Below are 21,572 nucleotides of genomic sequence, written 5' to 3'. Positions count from 1 at the left end.
CGAAGCCCCCGGTTCTCGCCGGGGGCTTTCGCATTGCCCCCGGATTTCGCCGGGGGCGGCGGCGTGCGGTCAGCTCCAGCTCGTGCCCGTCAGGCGCTCGTACGCCTCCACGTACTTCGCCCGGGTCGCGTCCACGACGTCCTGCGGCAGCGGCGGCGGGGGCTGCTCGCTCTTCCTGTCCCAGCCGGACGCCGGCGAGGTCAGCCAGTCGCGGACGTACTGCTTGTCGTACGACGGCTGCGCGCGGCCCGGCTCCCAGGTGTCGGCCGGCCAGAAGCGGGAGGAGTCCGGGGTGAGGACCTCGTCGGCGATGACCAGCGTCTCCCCGTCGAAGCCGAACTCGAACTTGGTGTCCGCGAGGATGATGCCGCGGTCGCGGGCGATGTCCCGGCCGCGGGAGTAGACGGCGAGGGTGGCCTGGCGCAGCCTGGCGGCGGTGTCGGCGCCGACCTGGCGGGCGACCTCCTCGTAGGAGACGTTCTCGTCGTGCTCGCCGACCGCGGCCTTGGTGGCCGGGGTGAAGATCGGGGCGGGCAGTTCGCTGCCGTCGACCAGGCCCTCGGGGAGGGCGAGGCCGCAGACGGTGCGGGAGTCGTCGTACTCCAGCAGGCCGGAGCCGGTGAGGTAGCCGCGGGCCACGGCCTCGACCGGGATCATCTTCAGCGACTTGCAGACGAGGGTGCGGCCCGCCCAGTCGGCGGGGGCGCCGGCCGGCACGTCGGTGCCCAGCACGTGGTTGGGGACCAGGTCGGCGAGCTGGTCGAACCACCACAGGGAGAGCTGGGTGAGGATGCGGCCCTTGTCGGGGATCTCGGTCGGCAGCACCCAGTCGAAGGCGGACATACGGTCACTGGCGACCATCACGAGGTCGCCCGCCTCGTTCTGGTACAGCTCGCGCACCTTGCCGGTGTGCAGGTGTACCAAACCCGGAACCTGGATCGGCTCGGGCTTTTCTACGAATCCGGACACGGTTCCTCCCCGTGGTTCTGTCCAACGAGTCTGATTGTCCCGTATGGGCCGCTGACCTTGGACTGGGGGTGTGATGGGTGAGCTCAGTCACGCTTGCAGATGCGGTCCAGGAGGTTCGCGGTGGCGCGCTGGACGCGGGCGTCGACGTGGCCCGGGCGGTCCAGCGCCGGGGACCAGGCGAAGGTTCCGGACGCGAAGACCAGGGCGCCGGAAGGGGCGCGGTAGAGGGACGTCTCCTGGTGGCGGAGGGCGCCTTCGCGGTCGGTGTACGGGGAGTGGGCGAGCAGGATGCGCTCCTCGTGCTCGGGCAGCGGGGTGCGCGGGAAGTAGCGGTCGGCCTCCCCCGCGACCAGGCCGGCGATCTCGTCGCCCTCGTGGGCGCCGGTCGCCTCCCACAGCCAGTGGTCGGCGTTGCGGACGATCAGGGGGTGGGGCTCGGGGACCTGGCCGGCGTACTGGATACCGATCACCTCCTGCTCGGGGCGGTCGATCTCCCGCCACAGCACCGGGCGGCCGGGGCCCCTGCGCTTGCGGCAGGTGAGCAGGCGGTCCGGGACGCCGGACGGGGAGGGACCCAACTCGACCTGCCAGTACATGGAGTTGGCGGAGAGGAAGACGAGGGACGTGCCGTTCTCGCGGGCCAGCTCGACGGTGCGGCGCATGCTCGTCGACCAGTACTCGTCGTGGCCGGGGAAGACCAGGCCGCGGTAGCGGGTGGGGTCGACGTGGCCGCCGTGCAGGTCGCGGGCGTCGGCGTAGGCGATGTCGTAGCCGTAGCGCTCGGCCCAGCGGATGAAGTCATAAGCGTGGCCGACGTGCAGGGGGAGGCCCGCGCCCGCGTAGGGGCGGTCGAAGGAGACGGTGGTGGCGGCCTCGGTCTCGCCCAGCAGACGGCCGTCCTCGTCCCAGGCGTGGTAGAGACTGGCGCCGGTGTGGCCGTCCTCGGGGTAGAGGTTGTAGGCCTGCCAGGTGACGTCGGGGAGGAGCAGCAGCAGGTCCGCGGGGTGCTTGTCGCGGACGGTGAAGGGGACGTGGGAGCGGTAGCCGTCGACGGTGGTGAGGACGGCCACGTATGCGCCGATGCTCCAGTAGCTCGGGACCTGCAGGCGCCAGGACAGCCACCAGTGGTGGCAGGAGACCGTGCGGTCCGCGGTGAGCGGCGGGGGCTGGACGATGCCGGAGAGGCGGGGGCTGGTGGTGATCTTGGCGGCGCCGTCACCGCCGTAGTGGCCGATGCGGTAGATGTCGACGCTGAACTCCTGCGGCGGGTCGACGGTGATGTGGAAGTCGACGGCCTCGCCGGGGGCGACCGCGCCGGTCGAGGTGAAGCCCTTGATCTGGCGGCGTACGTCGTCGGCGGAGCGCGGGCCGGCGCTTCGGGGGGCCGGGACCCTGGGCGTGTCCGAGGTCGGGGGGTGGGCCTGGCCGTCGAGGTACCAGGGGACGACCTGGCCGGTGTCGTCGAAGTACGTCACGTTGCCGCGCAGCCAGGGGACGGGTCCCTGACCGAAGGGGTCCGTCACGGCGTGCGCGAGTGCTCCCGACTCCCAGCGACGGATCTGCTCGGATCCCATGGCCGTACCCCTCCCTCGTGCCCCCGTGGTGCTGCCTTGAGCGTTGCGTGTGTGGTGCGGGCGCTGTGCGCGCTTGCGGTTCTTGCCGCGTGGCGTGGGCGTTTGTGTGTCTGTCGTATGTCGTAAGCCCTTGCCATATGCGCTATCGATCCCAGCACATCACATTCCGCACGCATCCTGTCACTATTCGTTGCGAATTGGCCGAAAGTGGAACCGGGGCCTCCGGCTTGCTTCGGCCGTCGGGCCGGCCCTGATTCGGCCGTCAGACCAGGCGTACCGGCTTCTCCGGGCGTATCCCCGAGTCCACCAGCCAGGCGCGCAGGGGCGCCGGGTCGCCGTCCTCGATGAGGCTGAGGACCCTCGGGGTCAGATCGGCCGCACGCTCGCCGTCGATGAGGAGGGTGGGGCCGTCGAGCCAGTCCAGGCCGGGGGCCGCACCGGCGGTGTCCATCGCGGCGCAGCACACCATCGCCGTCACGTGGTCGGTGAGCAACTCGCGGGCGGTGCGGGGTGGTTGAAGCGGGAAGAGGGGGAGCGCGCCGATGTCCAGGAGGGTGCCGCCGGGGGCGGGGGATGCGTGCTGCTCCGCGGGGGCCGCGGCTTCCTCGCGGGCGAGTTCGGCGGTCAGGCCGGCGGCGAGGGCGGAGCTTCGTTCGGTTTCCTGGTCTTCGTCGTAGTGCGGGTCGTCGTCTAGGGGGGTGTCCGAGATTTCTGCGGGCGTGGACTCCTGGGGGGTGACGGGGGTCTCGGGGGCGGCGGGGGTTTTGGGGGCGACGGGGGTTTTGGGGGCGTTGGCGGCCTGGGGGGTCTCGGCGGGTTCTGAGGGTTCTGAGGGCTGGACGGGGGTGTCCTGGGTGCCGTAGGCGCCCTGGGGGGCGTGGGTGTCCGGGGTGCCGAGGGCATCCGGGGAGCCGAGGGCATCCGGGGAGCCGAGGGTGTCCGGGGAGCCGGGGATGCCATGGGCATCCGGGGAGCCGGGGATGCCATGGGCATCCGGGGAGCCGGGGATGCCATGGGCATCCGGGGTGCCGAGAGTACCCGGGGAGTCGGGGATGCCATGGGTGCCGGGGGCGCCGGGGATGCCGTTTACGCCCTGGGTGACGTGGGCTTCCGGGGCGCCGGAGATGCCCTGGCTGCCGGGGGTGCCGAGAGCGCCCGGGGAGCCAGGGATGCCGTTTGCGCCCTGGGTGACGTGGGCTTCCGGGGCGCCGGAGATGCCCTGGCTGCCGGGGGTGCCGGAGATGCCCTGGCTCCCGGGGGTGCCGGAGGTGTCCGGGGAGCCGGGGATGCCATGGGCATCCGGGGTGCCGAGAGTGCCCAGGGAGCCAGGGATGCCGTTTGCGCCCCGGGTGACGTGGGCTTCCGGGGCGCCGGAGATGCCCTGGCTGCCGGGGGTGCCGGAGATGCCACTTGCGCCAAGGGCAGCGGTGGGACCGGTGGCTGTGGGTGCTGCCGGTGGGGTCGCGAGGTGGTCCAGGACGCGGGCCAGGGTCGGGCCGTCCGTCGACGGGGGTGTGCCGTCGGTGGTGCGGCGGACGCCGAGGGCGTCGAGGACTCGGTGGAGGCGGGCCGCGTCCGTACGCCATTTGCGGTCGACGACCTCCTCCGGGTACTCCTGCCAGCCCACCGGGGACCAGTCCGGGCCGGGCTCGGCGGGACCGCCGTGGAAGAGGCGGGCGGCGAGGAGTGAGGTGGCCTCGTCGACCGCGCCGGGCTCTTCGAGCAGGTCACAGGCGGGGCGCTCGCCCAGCCGGGAGGCAAAGCCCTCGGCCAGCCGGTCCCGGCGGGACAGCTCGGTGAGCGCGGCGACGACGCCCGCGTCCAGCCGGGACGGCCAACGGCCCATCCGCCAGGCGGGCAGCGCGACCCGGGTGAGCAGGCGGTCCCAGCCCGCGTACGCCAGCCCGACCTGCTCCTGGGCGACGATCCGCAGGCCGTAATCCACAGCCTGTGCACGCTCGGCGGCCGCGGCGGCCACGCCCCGCTCCATCTCGGTGGCGTGGTCCCGGCAACTGCGCAACAGCAGCCGCGCGACCCAGCCGAGCCCCGCGCACACCGCCCGGGATCCCGGGCAGCGGCCGCTCGTCGAGGCGACGGCCACGGCGGCGTCCAGGCCCCGGACGAAGCGCCGGGCCTGGGCTATGTCCGGGTGCGCCGAGGGACCCGTACCGGCGACGACCGGGGCGAGGACCGCGCGCAGTTCGCCGACGCGCATCCACCACAGGAACGGGGAGCCGATGACGAGGACGGGCGCGACGGGCGTACGGCGGTGGGCGCCGCGCCCGGCGCCGCCGCGCAGGCCGTTGAGACCGTTCTCCTCGCGGTCCTCGGGCGGCGGCGGGCCGTGGGACGGGTGGGTGCGGTCCTCCAGCCAGCTGTCGCAGTCCGGGGTGAGCGCTATCGCGGACGGAGCGGGGACGTCGAGGCGGTCGGCGAGGTCGCGCACCATCCGGTACAGGTCCGGGGCCTGCTCCTCGGCTATCGGGACCGTCGGGCTGACGGCGGGGCGGGAGCGGGCGACGACCAGGGCGATGACCGCGGCGGCGAGCAGGACGAGGACGGCGACGGGGGTCACCACCCAGCGGGCGGCGTGCCAGCCCGGGCCGACGAGGTGGCTGGTGGATGCGCCGGCGAGCAGCACCACGGCGAACGCCGCGGGCAACAGGGCCACGGCGAGCGCGCGGCTGCGGATGCGCAGCACGGCGAGGGCACGGGCACGCGCTGCCTGCGCGCCCACCTCCACACCGATACCGGTCACGGCCGGACCTCACCCCCTCCGTGGTGCCCTGGCTGTCCGAACTGTCCTGGCTTTGCTCACTCCCCCACTGTGGCACCCGCCACTGACATCGCAATGCCGGTGGGCCAAGTGCCGGAACGCTTGCGCCGCACCCTAGTTGGGGCGTCGACCCACGTCAGCCGGATGGGGCATCGGTCACTCGATGGAATGGCTTTGGGGAAAGGTGGATGACGGACAGCGAGGATCAGGCCCCTGGTCCCGGCAGGGAACAGGCCCCGAATCCTGAGACGGATTCGGGGCCTGCGGGGTTTATCGGGGGTGGGGGTTCGAGGGGGCGTGAGGGTTCGAGGGCGCGTGGGGGCGCGTGATTACGCGCCTGCCGCCGCCTGCCTTACGCGCCCGCCGCCGCCTTCGCCGCGATGTCCGTACGGTGCTGGGAGCCGTCGAGCTTGATGCGGGCCACGGCCTTGTACGCGCGGTCGCGGGCCTTGGTGAGGTCCTTGCCGGTCGCCGTGACGGACAGGACGCGGCCGCCGGCGCTCACCACCACGTCGCCGTCGTACTTGGTGCCCGCGTGCAGGACGTAGGCGTGCGGGGCGTCCTCGGCGGCCACCTCGTCGAGGCCGGTGATCGGGTCGCCGGTGCGCGGGGTGCCGGGGTAGTTGTGGGAGGCGACGACCACGGTGACCGCGGCGTCCTCGCTCCAGCGCAGCGGCGCCAGGTGGGCGAGGTCGCCCTTGGCGGCGGCCAGCAGGACGCCGGCCAGCGGGGTCTTCAGGCGGGCGAGGACGACCTGGGTCTCGGGGTCGCCGAAACGGGCGTTGAACTCGATGACCCGTACGCCGCGGGAGGTGATCGCGAGACCGGCGTAGAGCAGGCCGGAGAAGGGCGTGCCGCGACGGTGCATCTCGTCGACGGTCGGCTGCAGGACGGTCTCCATGACCTCCGCGACCAGCTTCGGGTCCGCCCACGGCAGCGGGGAGTACGCGCCCATGCCGCCGGTGTTCGGGCCCTCGTCGCCGTCGAGCGCCCGCTTGAAGTCCTGGGCGGGCTGGAGCGGGACGACCGTCTCGCCGTCGGTGATGGCGAAGAGGGAGACCTCGGGGCCGTCGAGGTACTCCTCGATGACGACGCGCTCGCAGGAGTTGGCGTGCGCCCTGGCCTTATCGATGTCGGCGGTCACGACGACGCCCTTGCCGGCGGCGAGGCCGTCGTCCTTGACGACGTACGGGGCACCGAAGGCGTCGAGGGCCTCGTCGACCTCGGCGGGCGTGGTGCAGACGTAGGAGCGGGCCGTCGGGACGCCGGCCGCCGCCATCACATCCTTGGCGAAGGCCTTGGAGCCCTCGATCTGCGCGGCCTCCCCGGAGGGACCGAAGACCGGGATACCCGCCTCGCGCACGGCGTCGGAGACCCCGGCGACGAGCGGCGCCTCCGGCCCTACGACCACGAGGTCGGCGTCGAGCCGAGTGGCCAGCGCGGTTACGGCCGTGCCGTCCAGGGCGTCGACCTGGTGCAGCTCGGCGACCTCGGCGATGCCGGCGTTGCCGGGGGCGCAGTGCAGCGCGCTGACGTCGGGGTCGAGGGACAGGGAGTGACACAGGGCGTGTTCGCGGGCGCCGCTACCGATGACGAGGACCTTCACAGGGGTCAGCCTAACGGGGTTTTTGTGCGGGGCGATGAGGGGCGGGGGGTTGGCGACCTGTACGTTCCTCCAAACCGGCGTGCGGCGTTGGAGTTGCCGTCCCTGGGGGCTTGCAGACCCCGGACCCCCGCGTCGGCCCTGAAGGGGCCTCGGCCTCGGCCTCAAATGCCGGACGGGCTGGATTGCCTGGGCCGGCGCCCGAAGGTCCCACTACTCGCTAGATCCCGCTACTCGTCAGGTCCCGCTACTCGTTCATGATCTCCTCCACCACCGTCGCCCCCAGCTCCCGCACGATCAGGTCGTGGCCGGACAGCGCCGACTCGTTGAGGTCGGGGTCGTCGTCCTCCGGGATGTCGTCCTCGGGGGCGACATGGACCGGCGGCTCGGGGGCGGCGGAAGGCTGGGGTGCCGGGGTGGGGGCAGCGGTCGGGGCGGCCGGAGTCGCCGAGGCCGTCGGAGGTGGGGTGGGGGCCGTGGGCGCCGACTGGGGAGGGGCCGGGCGCTGGGCGGTCGTACCGCCACCGCCGTAGCCGCTGTTGCCGCCACCGCCGTAACCACCGGCAGCGCCTCCGCCGTAGCCGCCGCCTCCGCCCCCGCCGAACCCGGAGGAGCCGCCGGTCGGCGGGGGCGTCGAGCCTCCGCCGGACGGGTCGATGATCGCCTCGATCTTCCACTGGACGTTGAACTGCTCGGCCAGCGACTGCTTCAGCACGTCCTCGCTGCCGCTGCTCGCGAAGTTGTCGCGCGCGCCGGCGTTGACGAAGCCGAGTTGGAGGGTGGTGCCGTCGAAGCCGGCCACGTGGGCGTTCTGGCTGAGCAGGATCCAGGTGAAGCGGCGACGGTTCTTGACCGCCTCCAGGATGTTCGGCCAGAGCATGCGGGGGTCCGGGCCGCCGCTCGGGGGTGGTGCGTAGGCGGCGGGGGCCGCGCCCGCAGCGGGAGCGGGCGTGGGTGCCGCGGGCGGCGGTGTCGGCGCGGAGGGCCCGCTCGCGGGGGCCGCCGGGGGCTGGGCGCCGCCGCCCGCCGGGGTTGCCGTGGGCCAGCCGCCGGGGCGTCGGCCGCCGCCTGCGGGGGCTGCGGTGGGCCAGGCGCCGGGGGCGGAGGCGGAGGGAGCGGAGGGGGGTGCGGCGGCGGGAGCCGGGGTGGGTTCCGGGGTGGGTGCGGGCGCCGGGGTGGGCGGGGCTTGGGGCGGCTGAGGCTGCTGGGCGCTCTGGGGCGCGGGGGCGGGAGCAGGGGGCGCGGAGGCGGGCGGGCCCATGGGGGCGCCCTGGCCCGCCGGAGCCGCACCGGCGGCAGCGGCCGTACCCTCGCCGCCCGGACCGCCCATGCCGGCGGCACCCGGTCCGGCGCCGGGCGCCCCCGAAGCCCGTACGGCCGCGCGGGCCGCGGCAGCGCCGCCACCCGGCGGAACGGGCGCCGCGGCCATCCCACCGTGGGCGTCGGGACCGGGCGCGTACCCCATGGCGGGCATGCCGGCGCCCGCGGAGAAGTTGACGCCCCGCTCCAGCCGGTCGAGCCGGGCCATGACGGAACGCTCGTCCCCATAGGCAGCCGGGAGCAGCACGCGCGCGCAGATCAGTTCCAGCTGGAGGCGCGGCGAGGTGGCCCCCCGCATCTCGGTCAGCCCGTCGTTGACGAGGTCGGCGGCGCGGCTCAGCTCGGCGGCGCCGAAGGTGCCGGCCTGGGCCTGCATGCGCTCCAGGACGTCGGCCGGGGCGTCGATGAGCCCCTTGTCGACCGCGTCCGGCACGGCGGCCAGGATCACCAGGTCCCGCAGTCGCTCCAGTAGGTCGGCGACGAAGCGACGCGGGTCGTTGCCGCCCTCGATGATGCGGTCCACGACCTCGAAGGCGGCGGCACCGTCACCGGTGGCGAAGGCTTCGACGACGGAGTCGAGGAGCGACCCGTCGGTGTACCCGAGGAGAGAGGTGGCCATGGCATACGTCACACCCTCCTCCCGCGCTCCGGCGAGCAGCTGGTCCATGACGGACATGGAGTCACGCACTGATCCCGCGCCCGAGCGCACGACGAGCGGCAGGACGCCCTCCTCGACGGGGATGTTCTCGCGGCCGCAGACGTCGGCGAGGTAGTCCCGCAAAGTGCCCGGCGGGACGAGCCGGAAGGGGTAGTGATGGGTCCGCGACCGGATGGTGCCGATGACCTTCTCGGGCTCGGTCGTGGCGAAGATGAACTTCAGGTGCTCGGGCGGCTCCTCGACGACCTTCAGCAGCGCGTTGAAGCCGGCCGACGTGACCATGTGGGCCTCGTCGATGATGTAGATCTTGTACCGGCTGCCTGCGGGCCCGAAGAAGGCCTTCTCTCGCAGCTCACGGGCGTCGTCCACACCACCGTGAGATGCCGCGTCGATCTCGATGACGTCGATGGAACCGGGCCCGTTGCGCGCCAGGTCCTGGCAGGACTGGCACTCCCCGCACGGGGTCGGCGTGGGCCCCTGCTCGCAGTTCAGACACCGCGCCAGGATCCGCGCGCTGGTCGTCTTGCCGCATCCGCGCGGACCGCTGAACAGGTACGCGTGATTGACCCGGTTGTTGCGCAGCGCCTGCTGCAGCGGGTCGGTTACATGCTCCTGCCCGATGACCTCGGCGAACGACTCCGGGCGATAGCGGCGGTACAGCGCGAGAGACGACACGCATACGAGGTTATAGGCGCCCACTGACAACGCGGACCGGCCGGATGCCGGGATGCCGGGATGCCGGGATGCCCACTGGGCGAGACATGAGGCACGTCGTAGTCGCGCCGGGACATCCGGGAAACGCAAGACCCCCCACGCACCCGCCAGAGCCAACCTACCCTTGCTGCCTTCCGGCCCTGGGGGAGTTCAGTCAGATAGCGCCGCGTGAGGGGCTGAACCCCAGCTTACCCGATCGCCGGGGGCCCGAACGAGTTCGCTAGCACCCTCCAGCGTCATGTAATGTTTCCGGCGGAGGATTCGCCTAGAGGCCTAGGGCGCACGCTTGGAAAGCGTGTTGGGGGCAACCCCTCACGAGTTCGAATCTCGTATCCTCCGCCAGTGCCTCACCGGGCACGATGTCGAAGGGCCCCACCGTTCGCGGTGGGGCCCTTCGACGTGTGTGGGGTCAGTTGCCGTGATGCGAAAGGTGTACGTGGGGCGCTATGTCGGGTTGCTGACGCGGCCCGGTCAGGCCTGGGGCGGGATGTTCTTGTTGAAGCGGAGCAGGTTGTCCGGGTCCCAGGTGGCCTTGGCCGACCGCAGTCGCTGGTGCTTGGCCTCGGTGCCGTGGACGCCGCGGCGCCAGTTCTCGCCCTGGTCGTCGGTGAGGTTGGTGTAGCCGGCGGTGAGGGTGTGGGGGCGCATCGCCTCGGTGATGTGCTGCGCCGATGCCGCGTACTGCGTGTCGTGGTCGGGGGCGTCCCACATGCTGACGGCTTCCCACAGCCAGGCGGCGCCCTCGCGGGAGAAGGCGGTGGCGTCCTCGGCGACGTCCTCGGATATCGCGCCGCCCATGCACCACAGGTTGATGACGTTGGCCGCGCCGGGGTTCGACGGCGCGGTGGCCGCGTGGTGCAGCAGGGTGTCGATGGCGTCGGTGGACAGGGCGGGGAGGTAGCCGCCGCGCAGGTTCATGCGCTTGCCGTACGGTGCCACGGCGTCGAGCATGCTGTTCGCGCGTAGCCACGGCGTCTTCGTGACCAGGTTGGCCACCGGACGGCCGAGTGCGGCGAGGGGCTCGATGACCTCGTCCGCGGTCGCCGGGTCCCCGGTGAAGACGGGGAGGAGGACCAGCACCGGCCTGCCGTGCGCCTCCGGCGGCAGCGCCGGCAGGGCGGGCGCCGGGGCGATCGCGGCCAGCAGGCCCAGCTCGCGCGGCGCGGTGGCCATGTGTGCGGGGAGCTTGGCGAGTACGTCGGCGGCCTGGTCGAAGGGGAAGATCAGCTGGCCGGCGACGACATCGGGCCCGAGCGGGCGCGCGCGGTACTCGAAGGCGGTGACGACCCCGAAGTTGCCGCCCCCGCCGCGCAGTGCCCAGAACAGCTCGGGGTTCTCGGCCTCGTCCGCGCGGACCTTGCGGCCGTCCACGGTGACCATCTCGCAGGCCAGGAGGTTGTCGACGGTCGCGCCGAAGCGGCGCATCAGGTGGCCGATGCCGCCGCCCAGCGTGAGCCCGGCGACGCCGGTGCTGCTGACCGTACCGGCGGGCACGGCGAGCCCGTGCCCCTGTGCGGCGGCGTCCAACTCGCCCAGGAGAACGCCCGGTTGGGCCCGCACGACCCGCGTCTCGGGGTCGACGGTGATCGCCTTCATCGCCGAGAGGTCGACGACCAGCGCTCCGCCGGGCATGGCGTACCCGTCCGAGCCGTGCCCGCCGCCGCGCACCGCCACCGGGATGCCGTGGACCGAGGCGTACTTCAGGACGGCCGCGACATCGTCCTCGTCGGCGCACCGCGCGATCAGCGCGGGCCCCTCGTCGGCGGCCCGGCCCTGGTACAGGGCGCGGGCGGCGTCGTACCGGTCGCCGTCGTCGGGCCGCAGCACGGCGCCACGGAAGTCGGCGGGGAAGTCCGCATGGGGATCTGCGGAAACGGTCATGGTGGGGCCTCCTCAGGGGTCACACGGCTAACCGGAAATTCAATTTCCGGTTAGGTCGGAGGCTAACATCGGAGGCCCATGAGCCCGTCCACACCCCCCGCCGACCGTCCGCTGCGCGCCGACGCCCGGCAGAACGTCGAGCAGATCCTCCAGATCGCCCAGGACGTCTTCGCCGACCTCGGCTACCAGGCGTCGATCGCGGAGGTCGCCCGTCGCTCCGGCCTGGGCATGGGCACCATCTACCGGCACTTCCCGAACAAGACCGCCCTGGTGGAGCGCATCGCGATCAAGGTGATGCGGGAGAGCGTGACCGAGGTGCGGCGCGCCTCGGCCGAGGAACCGGCCACGTGGACCGCGTTCACCCGGGTGGTGCGCCACATGGTGAGCCTGCGCAGCAGCCAGCTCTTCCCCGTGTCCCGGGGGCGCGCCAAGGAACCGAGCCCCGAACTGGCCGACATCCGCACACAGTTGCTGACCGCACTGGAAGAGCTGGTGGCCCGGACCCAGCGTGTGGGAGCCATGCGCGACGACGTGACCGCCTACGACGTCGTACTGATGCTCAACTCGATCCCGCCGCGCCTGACCGATCCAGGGGATGGCGGCCAGGACTACGGCCGGGATGACGGCCCCACGGGGGACCTGACCGACCGGTATGTCGGCGTTCTCCTCGACGGGCTACGCGCGCCCGGCTCCGAGAGGCTGGCCCAACCCGCCCCCGGCCGCCGGGAGATCGACCAATTCTTCCGGACCATGTACGGCCTGTGACGGTCCTGCCGGGGTAGGACAAGGGCTACCTACGGCGGCGGTCAGCGCACCTCTCGTACCGGAAGGACGACCGCCGAGGGGCGGGCGGGATCGTGGAAGACCTGCTGGTCGGCGGCGCGCAGGGTGGTGGCGGTGGCGCGGGGCTCGCCGGTGCCGGTGTTGCGGTTGTAGCGGGGGAAGGCGCCGCTGGAGACCTGGACGCGGATGCGGTGGCCTCGCTTGAAGCGGTACGCCGTCGGCCACAGCCGTACGTCCGCCTTCGACGTCTCGTCGGCGCCGGCGTCGGCATCGGCATCGGCATCGGCATCGGTGAGGCCGGTCAGGCCGTCGCACACATTGGTGGACCGTCCCTGCTCGTCCACGTCGCAGAGGCGGACGAAGACGTCGGCGTACGGCAGGCTGGAGCGGAAGTAGATCTCGGCGCCGACCTCGCCGATCACCTCGACGTCCTTGTCCAGTACGGGAGTTGTGTACGTGACGACATCGGGGCGGGCTTCGAGTGCGGTGTTGTCCGCGCGACCCGATTTCACGCCGACGGCCATGCGGACGCCGCCGACGGCCGGGGTGGGGTCGGCCGGGTCGTAGCGGTAGCCGTCGGGGGGCGATTCAGGGGGTGTCTCGGTGGAGAGGCCGCCGTCCGGCTGGAGGTGGAAACGGCGCGGTTCGTAGCCGGGCGGCGGCCAGGACGGGAAGTCGCGCCATTTCTCCTCGCCCATCACGAACAGGCGGACCGGTGCGCGGTCGGACGGCTGTTGGCCGCGGGCGTACGGCAGTGCGAAGTCGAGGGCTTCGGCCGCCGCCACCTGTCCCACGCCCATGGAGATGTGCGCCCAGGGGCCGACGGTGAGCCGGGCGGTCCGTCCGGCCTCCCGCAGGGTGCGGAAGTCGCGGATCTGGCCGGGCAGGAAGATGTCGAACCAGCCGCCGACCGTGCTGACCGGGACCGTGATGTCGGCGAACCTCTTGCTGTGGTCGAGGACCTGCCAGTACGGCGACGCGGCGTCATGAGCCAGGACGTCCTGGAAGTAGTCGGAACGGCGGCCGGTCGCCGCGGTGTCCGCCTGTCCGAGGGGCAGGGTGTACCAGGCGCGCCGTTCCTTCCGCAGCCGGCGCAGCTGGTGCAGCAGCGCGAACCGGCGTTCCTGGTCGGCGACTTGGAGGCCCCAGCCGAGCGTTGCCTCCAGCGAGAAGGACTCCGTGCGGAGGAACTCCCGGGTGAAGGCGGATTCCGACACCGCCGGGATCATGGCCTTGACCTGCGGGGGTACGGCGTCGGCCACCGCCCACTGGGCGAAGCCGAGGTAGCTGCCGCCGTACAGCACGACCGCCTCGCCGCACCAGGGCTGCTCGACCAGCCAGTCCAGGGTGTCCAGGCCGTCCTCGCGCTCGCACCGCAGCGGGTCGAAGCCGCCGCCGGAGCCGAAGGTGCCGCGGGTGCTCTGGACGAGCACCTGGAAGCCGCGCTCGGCGGCCGGACCAACTGCGCCGCGATCATGCCCGCCCTGCCGTAGGGGATACGGACGAGCGCGGTCGGCAGGCCGTGGCCGCCGGCTTTCGGGGCCCAGCGGTCGGCCAGCAGCGCGGCTCCGTCGCGCATGGGGACGCGCAGATCGCGTTCGACGGTCAGATCCCTGGTCAGGGGCGGGGGCAGGCGCAGCATGCGCTGGACGAGCCGGCTGCTCAGCCGTGTCACTCGGGGCCTCCGGCGGGGGAAGTACGGCTGCGGCCGGTGAGCGCAGGGGCGAGCCGGAGCAGGCGCCGCGCCAGCTCCTCGGGGTCGAGGGGGTCGAGGGGGTCGGCGCCGTCGATCAGCCAGTCGTTGACCACCGCACCGGTGCCGCCCGCGACGAACGCCGCCAGATCACGCGCCGCCTGCTCGTCCAGCTCGCCGAACAGCTGCCGTACGGTCTTCTCGTTGGCGGAGCTGAACAGGCCGTTCAGCGTCCTGGTCATGGCGAACGCGCAGGAACCGGTGAGCATCGCGCGGTAGAAGGACCGGTGCGCCGCGAAGTGCCGTGCCATCGCCAGAACTCCCGCGAAGGCGTCACCGCCGTCATCGGCCTCGGCCTCGGCCTTGGTCTCGGTCTCGGCGAGGAGTTCCCGTCTGACCAGGTCGGCGGCCGCCTCCACGAGCAGTACGTCCCGGTCACCGAACTGCAGATAGAGCACCTGCCGGCTGACATCCGCGGCCTCGGTGAGGTCGGTGACCGGGATGGCGGTGGTGCCACGCTCGGACACCAGTCGTACGGCAGCGGTCATCAGGGCGGCCCGTGAGCGAAGCGCACGGCGGTCCTGACTGCGCGGTGGTCCGGGAGATTCAGGCTGCACGCCAGCGATAATATACAGGTGTTAATAAATAGGCGAGTGTCAAATAGTCAGGGGGTGAGCTGCTGGTGCCCTATGACGGAGAGCAGTTCCAGCTTGCTGTGGCTCTCCGTGCCGGGGCGGGTGGTCAGCACCACCAGGGTCTGGGCGCGGTTCTCGGTGAACAGGACCTGGCCGTCGACGTCGATGCGGCCGAGGTCGGGATGGAGGATGGTCTTGCCCTCGTCGTAGCGCTGGGCGACCTCCTGGAGTTCCCACAGAACGCCGAACTCCGGGCTGTGTTCCTGGAGTTCGGCGAGGATCCGGGAGGCCCGGGGGATGTCGCTGCCGGCTGTCAGAGCGACCCGTAGGCGGGCCGCCTGGGCGCGACCGTGGCGTTCATGGTCTTCCTCGGGGTACACCAGGCGTTCGGCGGGGTCCATGAACCAGCGGTAGTAGGCGCTGCGGGCCAGGCCCGTGTGACGCGTCTGGTCGCCGAGCAGGGCGATGGCCAGCGGGTTCATCGCGAGGGTGTCGGCCATGTCGGTCAGCACCAGGGCCGGTGAGTCGTCCAGGCGGTCCAGGACGCGCATCAGCGTCGGGCTGACGTGCTCGGAGCGCTGGAAGCGGGCCGGGGCGTTGTGGCCGATGAGGGCAAAGAGATGGTCGCGTTCGTCCAGGGTCAGGCGTAGGGCCCGGGCGAGGGCGGTGGTGATCTGGAGGGACGGCTGCGGGGCGCGCTGCTGTTCCAGGCGGGCGTAGTAGTCGGTGGACATGCCGGCGAGCTGGGCGACCTCCTCGCGGCGCAGCCCTTGGGTACGCCTGCGCGGCCCCTCGATCAGCCCGACGTCGCGGGGTCGCAACGTCTCACGCCGCCGGCGCAGGAATTCCGCCAGTTCCTTCTTGTCCATGCCCGACATCCTCGCCGCATCCCGACCGGCTATCCAGAGACCGCCAATCCATGGATGAACCGGCCCCTCGCCATATGACCATCAGAGCTCCAGCCCCACTCAGACGCCGCTGAGCATGGCGAGGACGTTGTCGTAGGAGCCGTTGGCCTCCGCGTCGCGGACGAAGCGGGCGCGCTCCACGACAAGCTCCTTCGCGTCGGGCTGCTCGCGCAGGAGGTCGAGGGTCTCGGTGAGGAAGTCGTCCAGCGGCATGGAGTTCTCGTCGTCCTGCTGGCCCAGCAGGGTCGTACGCACGCCGGGCGGGGCCACCTCGATCACCTGGACGCCGGCGTCGGCGCCGGCGAGCTGCACGCGCAGGCTCTCGGAGAAGGAGTGCAGCGCGGCCTTGGTCGCGTTGTAGGTGGGGGTGATCGGCAGCGGGACGAACGCCAGCGCGGAGGTGACGTTGATGACGGCCGCGTCGGCCTTGCCCACCAGCAGCGGCAGGAAGGCGTACGTCATCCGGATCGTGCCGAGCAGGTTGACCGTGACGTGATCCTCGGCGACCGGGAGCGACGCCGGGTCGAGGAGGTTCTCCCGCAGCATGATGCCGGCGTTGTTGACCAGGACGTTCAGCTCCGGGTGGGCGGACGCCACCGTTTCGCGGGCCCGGGCAATCGAGTCGGGGTCCGTGACGTCGAGGACGAGCGCGTTGATGCCCGGGTTCCCGGCCGTGATCTCGTCGAGCAGGTCCTTGCGCCGGCCCGCGACGATCACCTTGTTGCCGGCCTCGTGCAGGCGCAGGGCCAGGCCGAGCCCGATGCCCGAGGTGCCGCCGGTGATCAGGATCGTGTTGCCGGTCATCTTCATGGGATCTCTCTCCTTCGCAGGTCGCGGGCCGGTGAGCGCCCGCAGCCTCGACCGTAGGAGCGTCCGCGCACGGCCGGGAGAGGAAGGTTTATCCATGGATCGGCGGTCTCTGCCTGGTGGAGGCCGGGATGCCGGGATGCCGGGTCGCCGGGCTGTCGCGCCGGCCCAGGAGAGCCGAAGGGCCCCACCATTCGCGGCGGGGCCCTTCGAACGTGCCGTTCAGTTCACGTGGTGGGTGTCGTTGAGGGCCCGCACCGTGGCGGTGCCGTCCTCGTCGTACGTCACCGTCGACAGGGAGGCCGCTGCGACTTCCATGCGGAACAGGCTGTGTGGTGGGGCTTGGAGGGCGAGGCGGATCAGGGTTCTGAGGGGGCCGACGTGGGAGACGACCAGGACCGTGGCGCCGGCGTACTGGGCCAGGAGGGCGTCTCGTACGGCGGTGACCCTGCGGGTGAGCTGTCGCATGGTCTCGTCCGTGCCCGAGGGTGGGCTCTCGGGCGAGGCGAGCCATGCGCTCAGGTCGTCCGGGTAGCGTTCGCGGACTTCGGTGAAGGTCAGGCCTTCCCAGGCGCCGAAGTCCGCTTCCCGCAGGTCCCGGTCGACCTGGACGCTCAGGCCGAGGCGCGCGGCCACGGAATGAGCCGTCTCCCGGCAGCGCCGCATCGGTGACGTGACGACCGCCGCGATGTCGCCGCGGTGGGCGAGAGCCTCTGCCGCCGCCTCGGCCTGGCGGCGTCCGGCCGGTGAGAGTCCCGGGTTGGATCCTCCGCTGCCGGAGAGCCGCCGCTGTGGGGTGAGCAGGGTTTCGCCGTGCCGCAGCAGTACGAGCGTCGTCACGTCACTCACTTCGAGGTCTGCGCGAAGTGGTCCCGTACGGCGTCGGTCTGCTTCTCCATGACGTCGATGATGGCCTCGACCACCTTCAGGTCGGCGTCCTCGGCGATGTCCAGGGTCCGCGACCAGTCGAAGAAGCTGCGGGCCGGGTCATTGGTGATGGGGAAGACGCGGATGGTGGCCTCGTACTTGGCGACACCGCTGGTGGGGGCGACAGCCCGGTAGGACTGGGTCTTGTTGATCTCGTCGCGGGCGGCGATCTCCTGCTGGACGAGACGGCCGTTCAGCGTGAGCTTGAAGTCGTAGCGGGCCGGGACGGTGTCGACCGAGCCGCCCTCCACCCAGCTGACGTCCCGGTGGATGTCCAGGTCGCCAGGGGACACGATGTCCAGGATCTGCATGGCGTCGCGGACGGTCGCCCACACGGTGTCCGGGTCGGCCTCCAGGATGGTGGAGTGGTACATGGTGTGCTTGCGCTGGATCTGGATCGGCACGGGGTGCTCCTTACTTCTTGTTACTTCTTGCTACTTCTTGGCGATGAGGTGGTTTCTCCGAGGACCAGATAGTCGATCTCGGTGCCCATGAAGCAGTTCAGGGCGTCGGCAGGGGTGCAGACGATGGGTTCGCCGGCGACGTTGAACGAGGTGTTGATCAGGCACGGGGTGTCGGTGAGTTCGGTGAACTTCCGCAGCAGCGCCGTGAGCCGTGGGGTTCCCTCGTCCGTCAGGGTCTGGATGCGGGAGGTGCCGTCCACGTGTACGGCGCCTGGGATGCGGTCCTTGTACTCGTCGCGGACCGGGAAGACGAACGTCATGTAGGGCGAGCTGGTCTTGCGGCCCATCTCGAAGATCTTCGGTGCCTGCTCCTCCAGGACGAGGGGAGCGAACGGGCGGAAGGGTTCGCGGTGCTTGACCCGGGTGTTGATGATGTCCTTGATGTCGGTGAAGCCGGGGTTGGCGAGGATGCTGCGATGCCCCAGCGCGCGTGGCCCGTGCTCGATGCGGCCTTCGAACCAGCCGATGACGACCTTCCGCGTCAGCAGCTCCGCCACCTGCTCGATGACCTCGTCGTCGTCCAGGCGTGAGACGACGACACGGTCGGTGAAGGTCTGGAGGGCCTTCTCGATCGCGGCCTCGTCGTAGGACGGGCCCAGGTAGGGGGTGACGGGTGCGGAGGCGGCGGCGCGGATGTCCGCGGGGGCGGTGTCCGGGTGGTTGAGCCAGGCGTGGGCCGCGGCTCCGATGGTGATGCCGGTGTCCGAGGCGCCGAAGCTGACCTGCATGTCCTCGAAGCGGGAGCCTTCGAACATCGGGGTGTTGTTCAGGCAGTTCAGGGCTACGCCGCCTTCGAACAGCAGCCGGTCGAGATCCGTCCGCTTCTGTAGGTGGCGGACCTGGTGGGCGGTGGCGACGTTCAGCATCTGCTGTGCGGCGGCGGCGACGCGGGAGGTGTATTCGAGGGTGTCCTCGAAGGGCCCGAAGTACTCCTCGAACAGGGCGTCGTGGCTGTGCAGGTTGTCGGTCTGCAGGGGCTTGGTGAAGCTGTAGCGGCCGTCGTCGTGCAGCGTCAGGAGCTGGTCGACGAACGGGTTCGGCGTCGGCGGGGCGGCATATCCGGCCAGGCCCATCACCTTGTACTCGTCGTTGTTGGGGACGAAGCCGAGGAAGCGGGTGATGGAGGAGAACAGGGTGCCCATGGAGTACTGGGCGCCGGTGACCGTGTCGTCGAAGACGGTGATCCGGCCGTCGCGGATCTCGCCCGTCAAGGTCGAGAAGCGTTCGGCTCGGCCGTCGCTGACGAGGAAGGCCGCGTCCTTCATGCCGGCCAGGTAGTAGCCGGTCGTGGCGTGGGCCAAGTGGTGGGGAACGAAACGGACCTTGGCCGGGTCGGGGCGGTGTCCGGTACGGGCTTCGAAGTCCGCGAGGATCGCTTCGTGGCTGACGACCTGGTCGAAGAGGTCGGCCATGTCGCCCATGAGGCGGGACTTCGCGGCCTGCGGCATCGGCGAGGTGCGGATGCCGTCCAGGATCTCGTTCAGGACCTGGGCGGACCAGTTCCAGGGGAAGGCGAACAGGTCGACGTCGTCGAACGTGATCCCGGCTTCCTTCAGGCACCAGTCGATCGCGTTCACGGGGAAGTCGGTGGTCTTCTTCTCCCGGTTGAGGCGTTCCTCCTCCACCGCGGCGACCAGACGGCCGTCGATCAGGAGCGCGGCGGCGGCGTCGTGGCCCAAGAGGTAGTGCTTGTTGATGCCGGTCGCGCCGAGGCGTTCGGAGAAGAACTCCGACACCCGGCTGAAGCCATTACATCCGAGAACAATCACGGCATTCTTTCCTGGTGTGGGGCCTGGTAGGGGGCTACTTGACGATCAGCAGGTCGCGGAGCCTCTCCCCTGCCGCGGGCGCCTGGCACAGGCCCGCGCCGGTGAATCCGGCCGCGTACAGGAAGCGGCGGGTGGGGTGTTCGCCGATGAAGGCGGTGTTCGTGGGGCTGGCGTCGAAATCGCCGGTCCACGCGCGGTGCAGGCCGATGCCGTCCAAGGCGGGGAACAGGGTGCCGAGATGGCCGGTGATACGGCCGAGCCAGGCCTCGCGTGTTTCGCCGGCCTTGGGTACGCCCATGGCGAGCAGGATGCGGTCCTTCCATGAGCGGATCCGCAGGCCGGATGTGGCATGCATCGTCATGGGCAGATCGGGGTGCGGGGAGGGCGGGAGGTCGGTGAACAGCATCTCGATCGCGTGGGGTCTCATCGGCAGGTCGACCGACGCCATGGACGCCACCTCGCCGGACCAGGGCCCGGCCGTACACACAATGCTGTCCGCCCTGATGACGCCCTGCGGGGTGTGGACGGTGTTGTCGTCGTCGATGCGGGTGACGGGTGTGTGGGTGAACAGGCGCGCGCCGTGGTTGCGGGCGGCGGCGGCGTAACCGCGGACGATGTCGAGGCCGTCCACGTGGTACGCCTCGGGCGACCAGGCGGCGGCCAGGACGGCGCGCTCGTTGATCAGCGGGTTGAGTCCGGACGCTTCGCGGGCACTGATCAGGTCGACCTGGACGCCGGCGGCCTGCTGGGCCTGATGGCCGGCCTCGAAGTCGGCGATCTGCTGTTCGTCGGTGAACAGCACCAGGAAACCGAGCCGCTTCAGGGCGAGGGGGGCCGCGGTGTGGCGGGCGAAGTCGTGATAGGCGTTCAGGCTGCGCACGGCCAGCCGCCCGGTGTGGGGGTCGCCGGGGAAGTAGGTGCGGACCATGCCCGCCGTGTGCGCGGATGCCCCGCCGCCGAGGCTTCCGCGTTCCAGCAGCACGGTGTTCACGCCGGCTTCGGCGAGGTGGTAGGCGGCGGAGGTTCCGATCACTCCCCCGCCGATGACGACGACGTCAGCGTGGGCAGGCAGGGCGCTCAAGGTCGCTCCGGGCATCGCTACGCGCCAACCGTGGCGACCTGCTGGCGCAGGTGGTCTCCGGTCTGCCACGGGTACAGCTGGAGGTTCCAGCCGCCGAGGCAGTTGATGTAGAGGGCCATCTGGCTGGTGACGGCGTAGAAGTCGTCACGGTCGAGGCGGTCGAGGACGTCGAGGAAGCGCTGGGTGAACGCCCACAGCTTCTCCAGACCGCAGTAGCCCAGGAACTCGGCGGGGACGCCGACCAGCAGGCGGGTCATGTGGACGAGGGAGTCCATGGGCATGCCCTGGACCGCGGCGCGGACGAGTCCGCCGTAGGCGGCGTAACCCAGGGGCCGGGTCTCGCCGTTGACGAACAGCAGGGTGGGCAGGACGGTGCCGAAGTTGCCCGCCTGGGAGGGGATGACGCCCTGGTGGAGGTCGTCCAGCTCGGCCGGGGGTGCGAGCCAGATCTTCTCGGTCTCGGCGTAGATGTCAGCGATCAGGTGGCTGGCGGCCGTGTTGGTGGCGTGGAGCATCGGGATGCGTCGGCCGCCCGGTTCGCCCGCCCGGCGGACCTCGGCGAGGATCTGCTTCTTCGTGGCGTAGACGGCGTCCCAGATCGCGGCCCCGGCTTCCAGCAGGGCGGGCATGTCCGCCTCGCGGATCCGGCCGACGGGGGTGGCGGGCATCGGCTCGGTCAGGGTGCCGTACTTGATGCCCAGGTGCTGAAGGCCGGAGCAGAACACGGTGCCGTCGGGGGCCTCGCGCCGGTCGGGGATACGGGTGGTGTGGGGGGTGTGCAGCAGCGTGGGTATCGGCGCCACGTGGTAGAGGTGTTCGCCCGCGATGAGGGCGTGTCCCTGGAGGCTCTGATAGGGCAGGGACTCCCACAGGGCGTCGGCGAGTGCCGGGTTGCGGTCGTCAAGGTCGGCGGTGACCGTAATGCCAAGGTCGGGCCAGGAAATCTCGATCTGACGGCCAGGCAGCTTCTCGGACAAGGCTTTTCCAGTTCGTCGATTCGGCTTGTCCAA

The 21,572-nt window shown here is 71.3% G+C and carries 16 protein-coding genes, 1 tRNA gene and 1 other RNA gene; 2 read left to right on the top strand and 16 right to left on the bottom strand.

The window, feature by feature from the left end; translation table 11 throughout:
* Nucleotides 1-69: 69 nt before the first annotated feature.
* The 6 genes from ACIA8X_RS40710 to ffs all read right to left on the bottom strand — a co-directional run bounded on the left by ACIA8X_RS40710 (nt 70) and on the right by ffs (nt 9,795).
* Complete coding sequence (locus tag ACIA8X_RS40710) at nt 70-969, bottom strand: phosphoribosylaminoimidazolesuccinocarboxamide synthase (RefSeq protein ID WP_393456220.1); 900 nt, start codon at nt 967-969, stop codon at nt 70-72.
* Nucleotides 970-1,052: 83 nt separating this feature from the next.
* On the bottom strand, nt 1,053-2,543 hold the full coding sequence (locus tag ACIA8X_RS40705; protein ID WP_393456217.1) for a N,N-dimethylformamidase beta subunit family domain-containing protein: 1,491 nt from the start codon (nt 2,541-2,543) through the stop codon (nt 1,053-1,055).
* A 262-nt stretch (nt 2,544-2,805) separates the two neighbouring features.
* Complete coding sequence (locus tag ACIA8X_RS40700; protein ID WP_393456214.1) at nt 2,806-5,301, bottom strand: hypothetical protein; 2,496 nt, start codon at nt 5,299-5,301, stop codon at nt 2,806-2,808.
* Nucleotides 5,302-5,671: 370 nt separating this feature from the next.
* Nucleotides 5,672-6,925 (bottom strand): phosphoribosylamine--glycine ligase, encoded by a 1,254-nt coding sequence (purD, locus tag ACIA8X_RS40695; RefSeq protein ID WP_393456211.1) that lies wholly within the window; start codon nt 6,923-6,925, stop codon nt 5,672-5,674.
* A gap of 244 nt (nt 6,926-7,169) precedes the next feature.
* Nucleotides 7,170-9,575, bottom strand: a complete 2,406-nt coding sequence (locus ACIA8X_RS40690) for a DNA polymerase III subunit gamma and tau (RefSeq protein ID WP_393456208.1) — start codon at nt 9,573-9,575, stop codon at nt 7,170-7,172.
* A 123-nt stretch (nt 9,576-9,698) separates the two neighbouring features.
* Nucleotides 9,699-9,795: signal recognition particle sRNA small type (gene ffs, locus ACIA8X_RS40685), an RNA gene on the bottom strand.
* Nucleotides 9,796-9,868: 73 nt separating this feature from the next.
* On the opposite strand from ffs, the gene ACIA8X_RS40680 reads away from it, so the two are divergent.
* A tRNA-Ser gene (locus ACIA8X_RS40680) sits at nt 9,869-9,956 on the top strand.
* A gap of 129 nt (nt 9,957-10,085) precedes the next feature.
* Here the strand turns inward: ACIA8X_RS40680 and ACIA8X_RS40675 are convergent.
* The gene (locus ACIA8X_RS40675) at nt 10,086-11,495 is read right to left on the bottom strand and encodes an FAD-binding oxidoreductase (protein WP_393456205.1); all 1,410 of its coding nucleotides are present in this window, start codon (nt 11,493-11,495) and stop codon (nt 10,086-10,088) included.
* A gap of 78 nt (nt 11,496-11,573) precedes the next feature.
* On the opposite strand from ACIA8X_RS40675, the gene ACIA8X_RS40670 reads away from it, so the two are divergent.
* A complete protein-coding gene (locus ACIA8X_RS40670; RefSeq protein WP_393456202.1) occupies nt 11,574-12,260 on the top strand; it encodes a TetR/AcrR family transcriptional regulator in 687 nt (228 codons plus the stop codon).
* Nucleotides 12,261-12,301: 41 nt separating this feature from the next.
* On the opposite strand, the gene ACIA8X_RS40665 is transcribed toward ACIA8X_RS40670, so the two are convergent.
* From ACIA8X_RS40665 to ACIA8X_RS40625, 9 genes are all read right to left on the bottom strand, one after another.
* Nucleotides 12,302-13,825 carry a CocE/NonD family hydrolase gene (locus ACIA8X_RS40665; RefSeq protein WP_393456350.1) on the bottom strand — a complete coding sequence of 508 codons (1,524 nt, stop codon included), beginning with the start codon at nt 13,823-13,825 and terminating at the stop codon, nt 12,302-12,304.
* A gap of 124 nt (nt 13,826-13,949) precedes the next feature.
* Complete coding sequence (locus tag ACIA8X_RS40660) at nt 13,950-14,588, bottom strand: TetR/AcrR family transcriptional regulator (RefSeq protein ID WP_393456199.1); 639 nt, start codon at nt 14,586-14,588, stop codon at nt 13,950-13,952.
* Between the two features lie 47 nt (nt 14,589-14,635).
* Complete coding sequence (locus ACIA8X_RS40655) at nt 14,636-15,475, bottom strand: helix-turn-helix transcriptional regulator (protein ID WP_393456196.1); 840 nt, start codon at nt 15,473-15,475, stop codon at nt 14,636-14,638.
* Nucleotides 15,476-15,574: 99 nt separating this feature from the next.
* Nucleotides 15,575-16,324, bottom strand: a complete 750-nt coding sequence (locus ACIA8X_RS40650; RefSeq protein WP_393456194.1) for an SDR family oxidoreductase — start codon at nt 16,322-16,324, stop codon at nt 15,575-15,577.
* 219 nt (nt 16,325-16,543) lie between these two features.
* Nucleotides 16,544-17,161, bottom strand: a complete 618-nt coding sequence (locus tag ACIA8X_RS40645; RefSeq protein WP_393456192.1) for a histidine phosphatase family protein — start codon at nt 17,159-17,161, stop codon at nt 16,544-16,546.
* Nucleotides 17,162-17,166: 5 nt separating this feature from the next.
* Nucleotides 17,167-17,652, bottom strand: a complete 486-nt coding sequence (locus ACIA8X_RS40640) for an SRPBCC family protein (RefSeq protein WP_393456189.1) — start codon at nt 17,650-17,652, stop codon at nt 17,167-17,169.
* Between the two features lie 20 nt (nt 17,653-17,672).
* On the bottom strand, nt 17,673-19,481 hold the full coding sequence (locus ACIA8X_RS40635; protein WP_399460422.1) for a carbamoyltransferase: 1,809 nt from the start codon (nt 19,479-19,481) through the stop codon (nt 17,673-17,675).
* Between the two features lie 34 nt (nt 19,482-19,515).
* Nucleotides 19,516-20,562, bottom strand: a complete 1,047-nt coding sequence (locus ACIA8X_RS40630; protein WP_393456183.1) for an NAD(P)/FAD-dependent oxidoreductase — start codon at nt 20,560-20,562, stop codon at nt 19,516-19,518.
* A gap of 17 nt (nt 20,563-20,579) precedes the next feature.
* On the bottom strand, nt 20,580-21,539 hold the full coding sequence (locus ACIA8X_RS40625; RefSeq protein ID WP_393456180.1) for a hypothetical protein: 960 nt from the start codon (nt 21,537-21,539) through the stop codon (nt 20,580-20,582).
* Nucleotides 21,540-21,572 lie beyond the last annotated feature (33 nt).

The sequence above is a fragment of the Streptomyces sp. NPDC051738 genome, from assembly GCF_044453205.1.
Taxonomy (GTDB): domain Bacteria; phylum Actinomycetota; class Actinomycetes; order Streptomycetales; family Streptomycetaceae; genus Streptomyces.
Note: the sequence above shows the minus strand (reverse complement) of the source record. Positions and strands in the feature narration are given on the sequence as shown.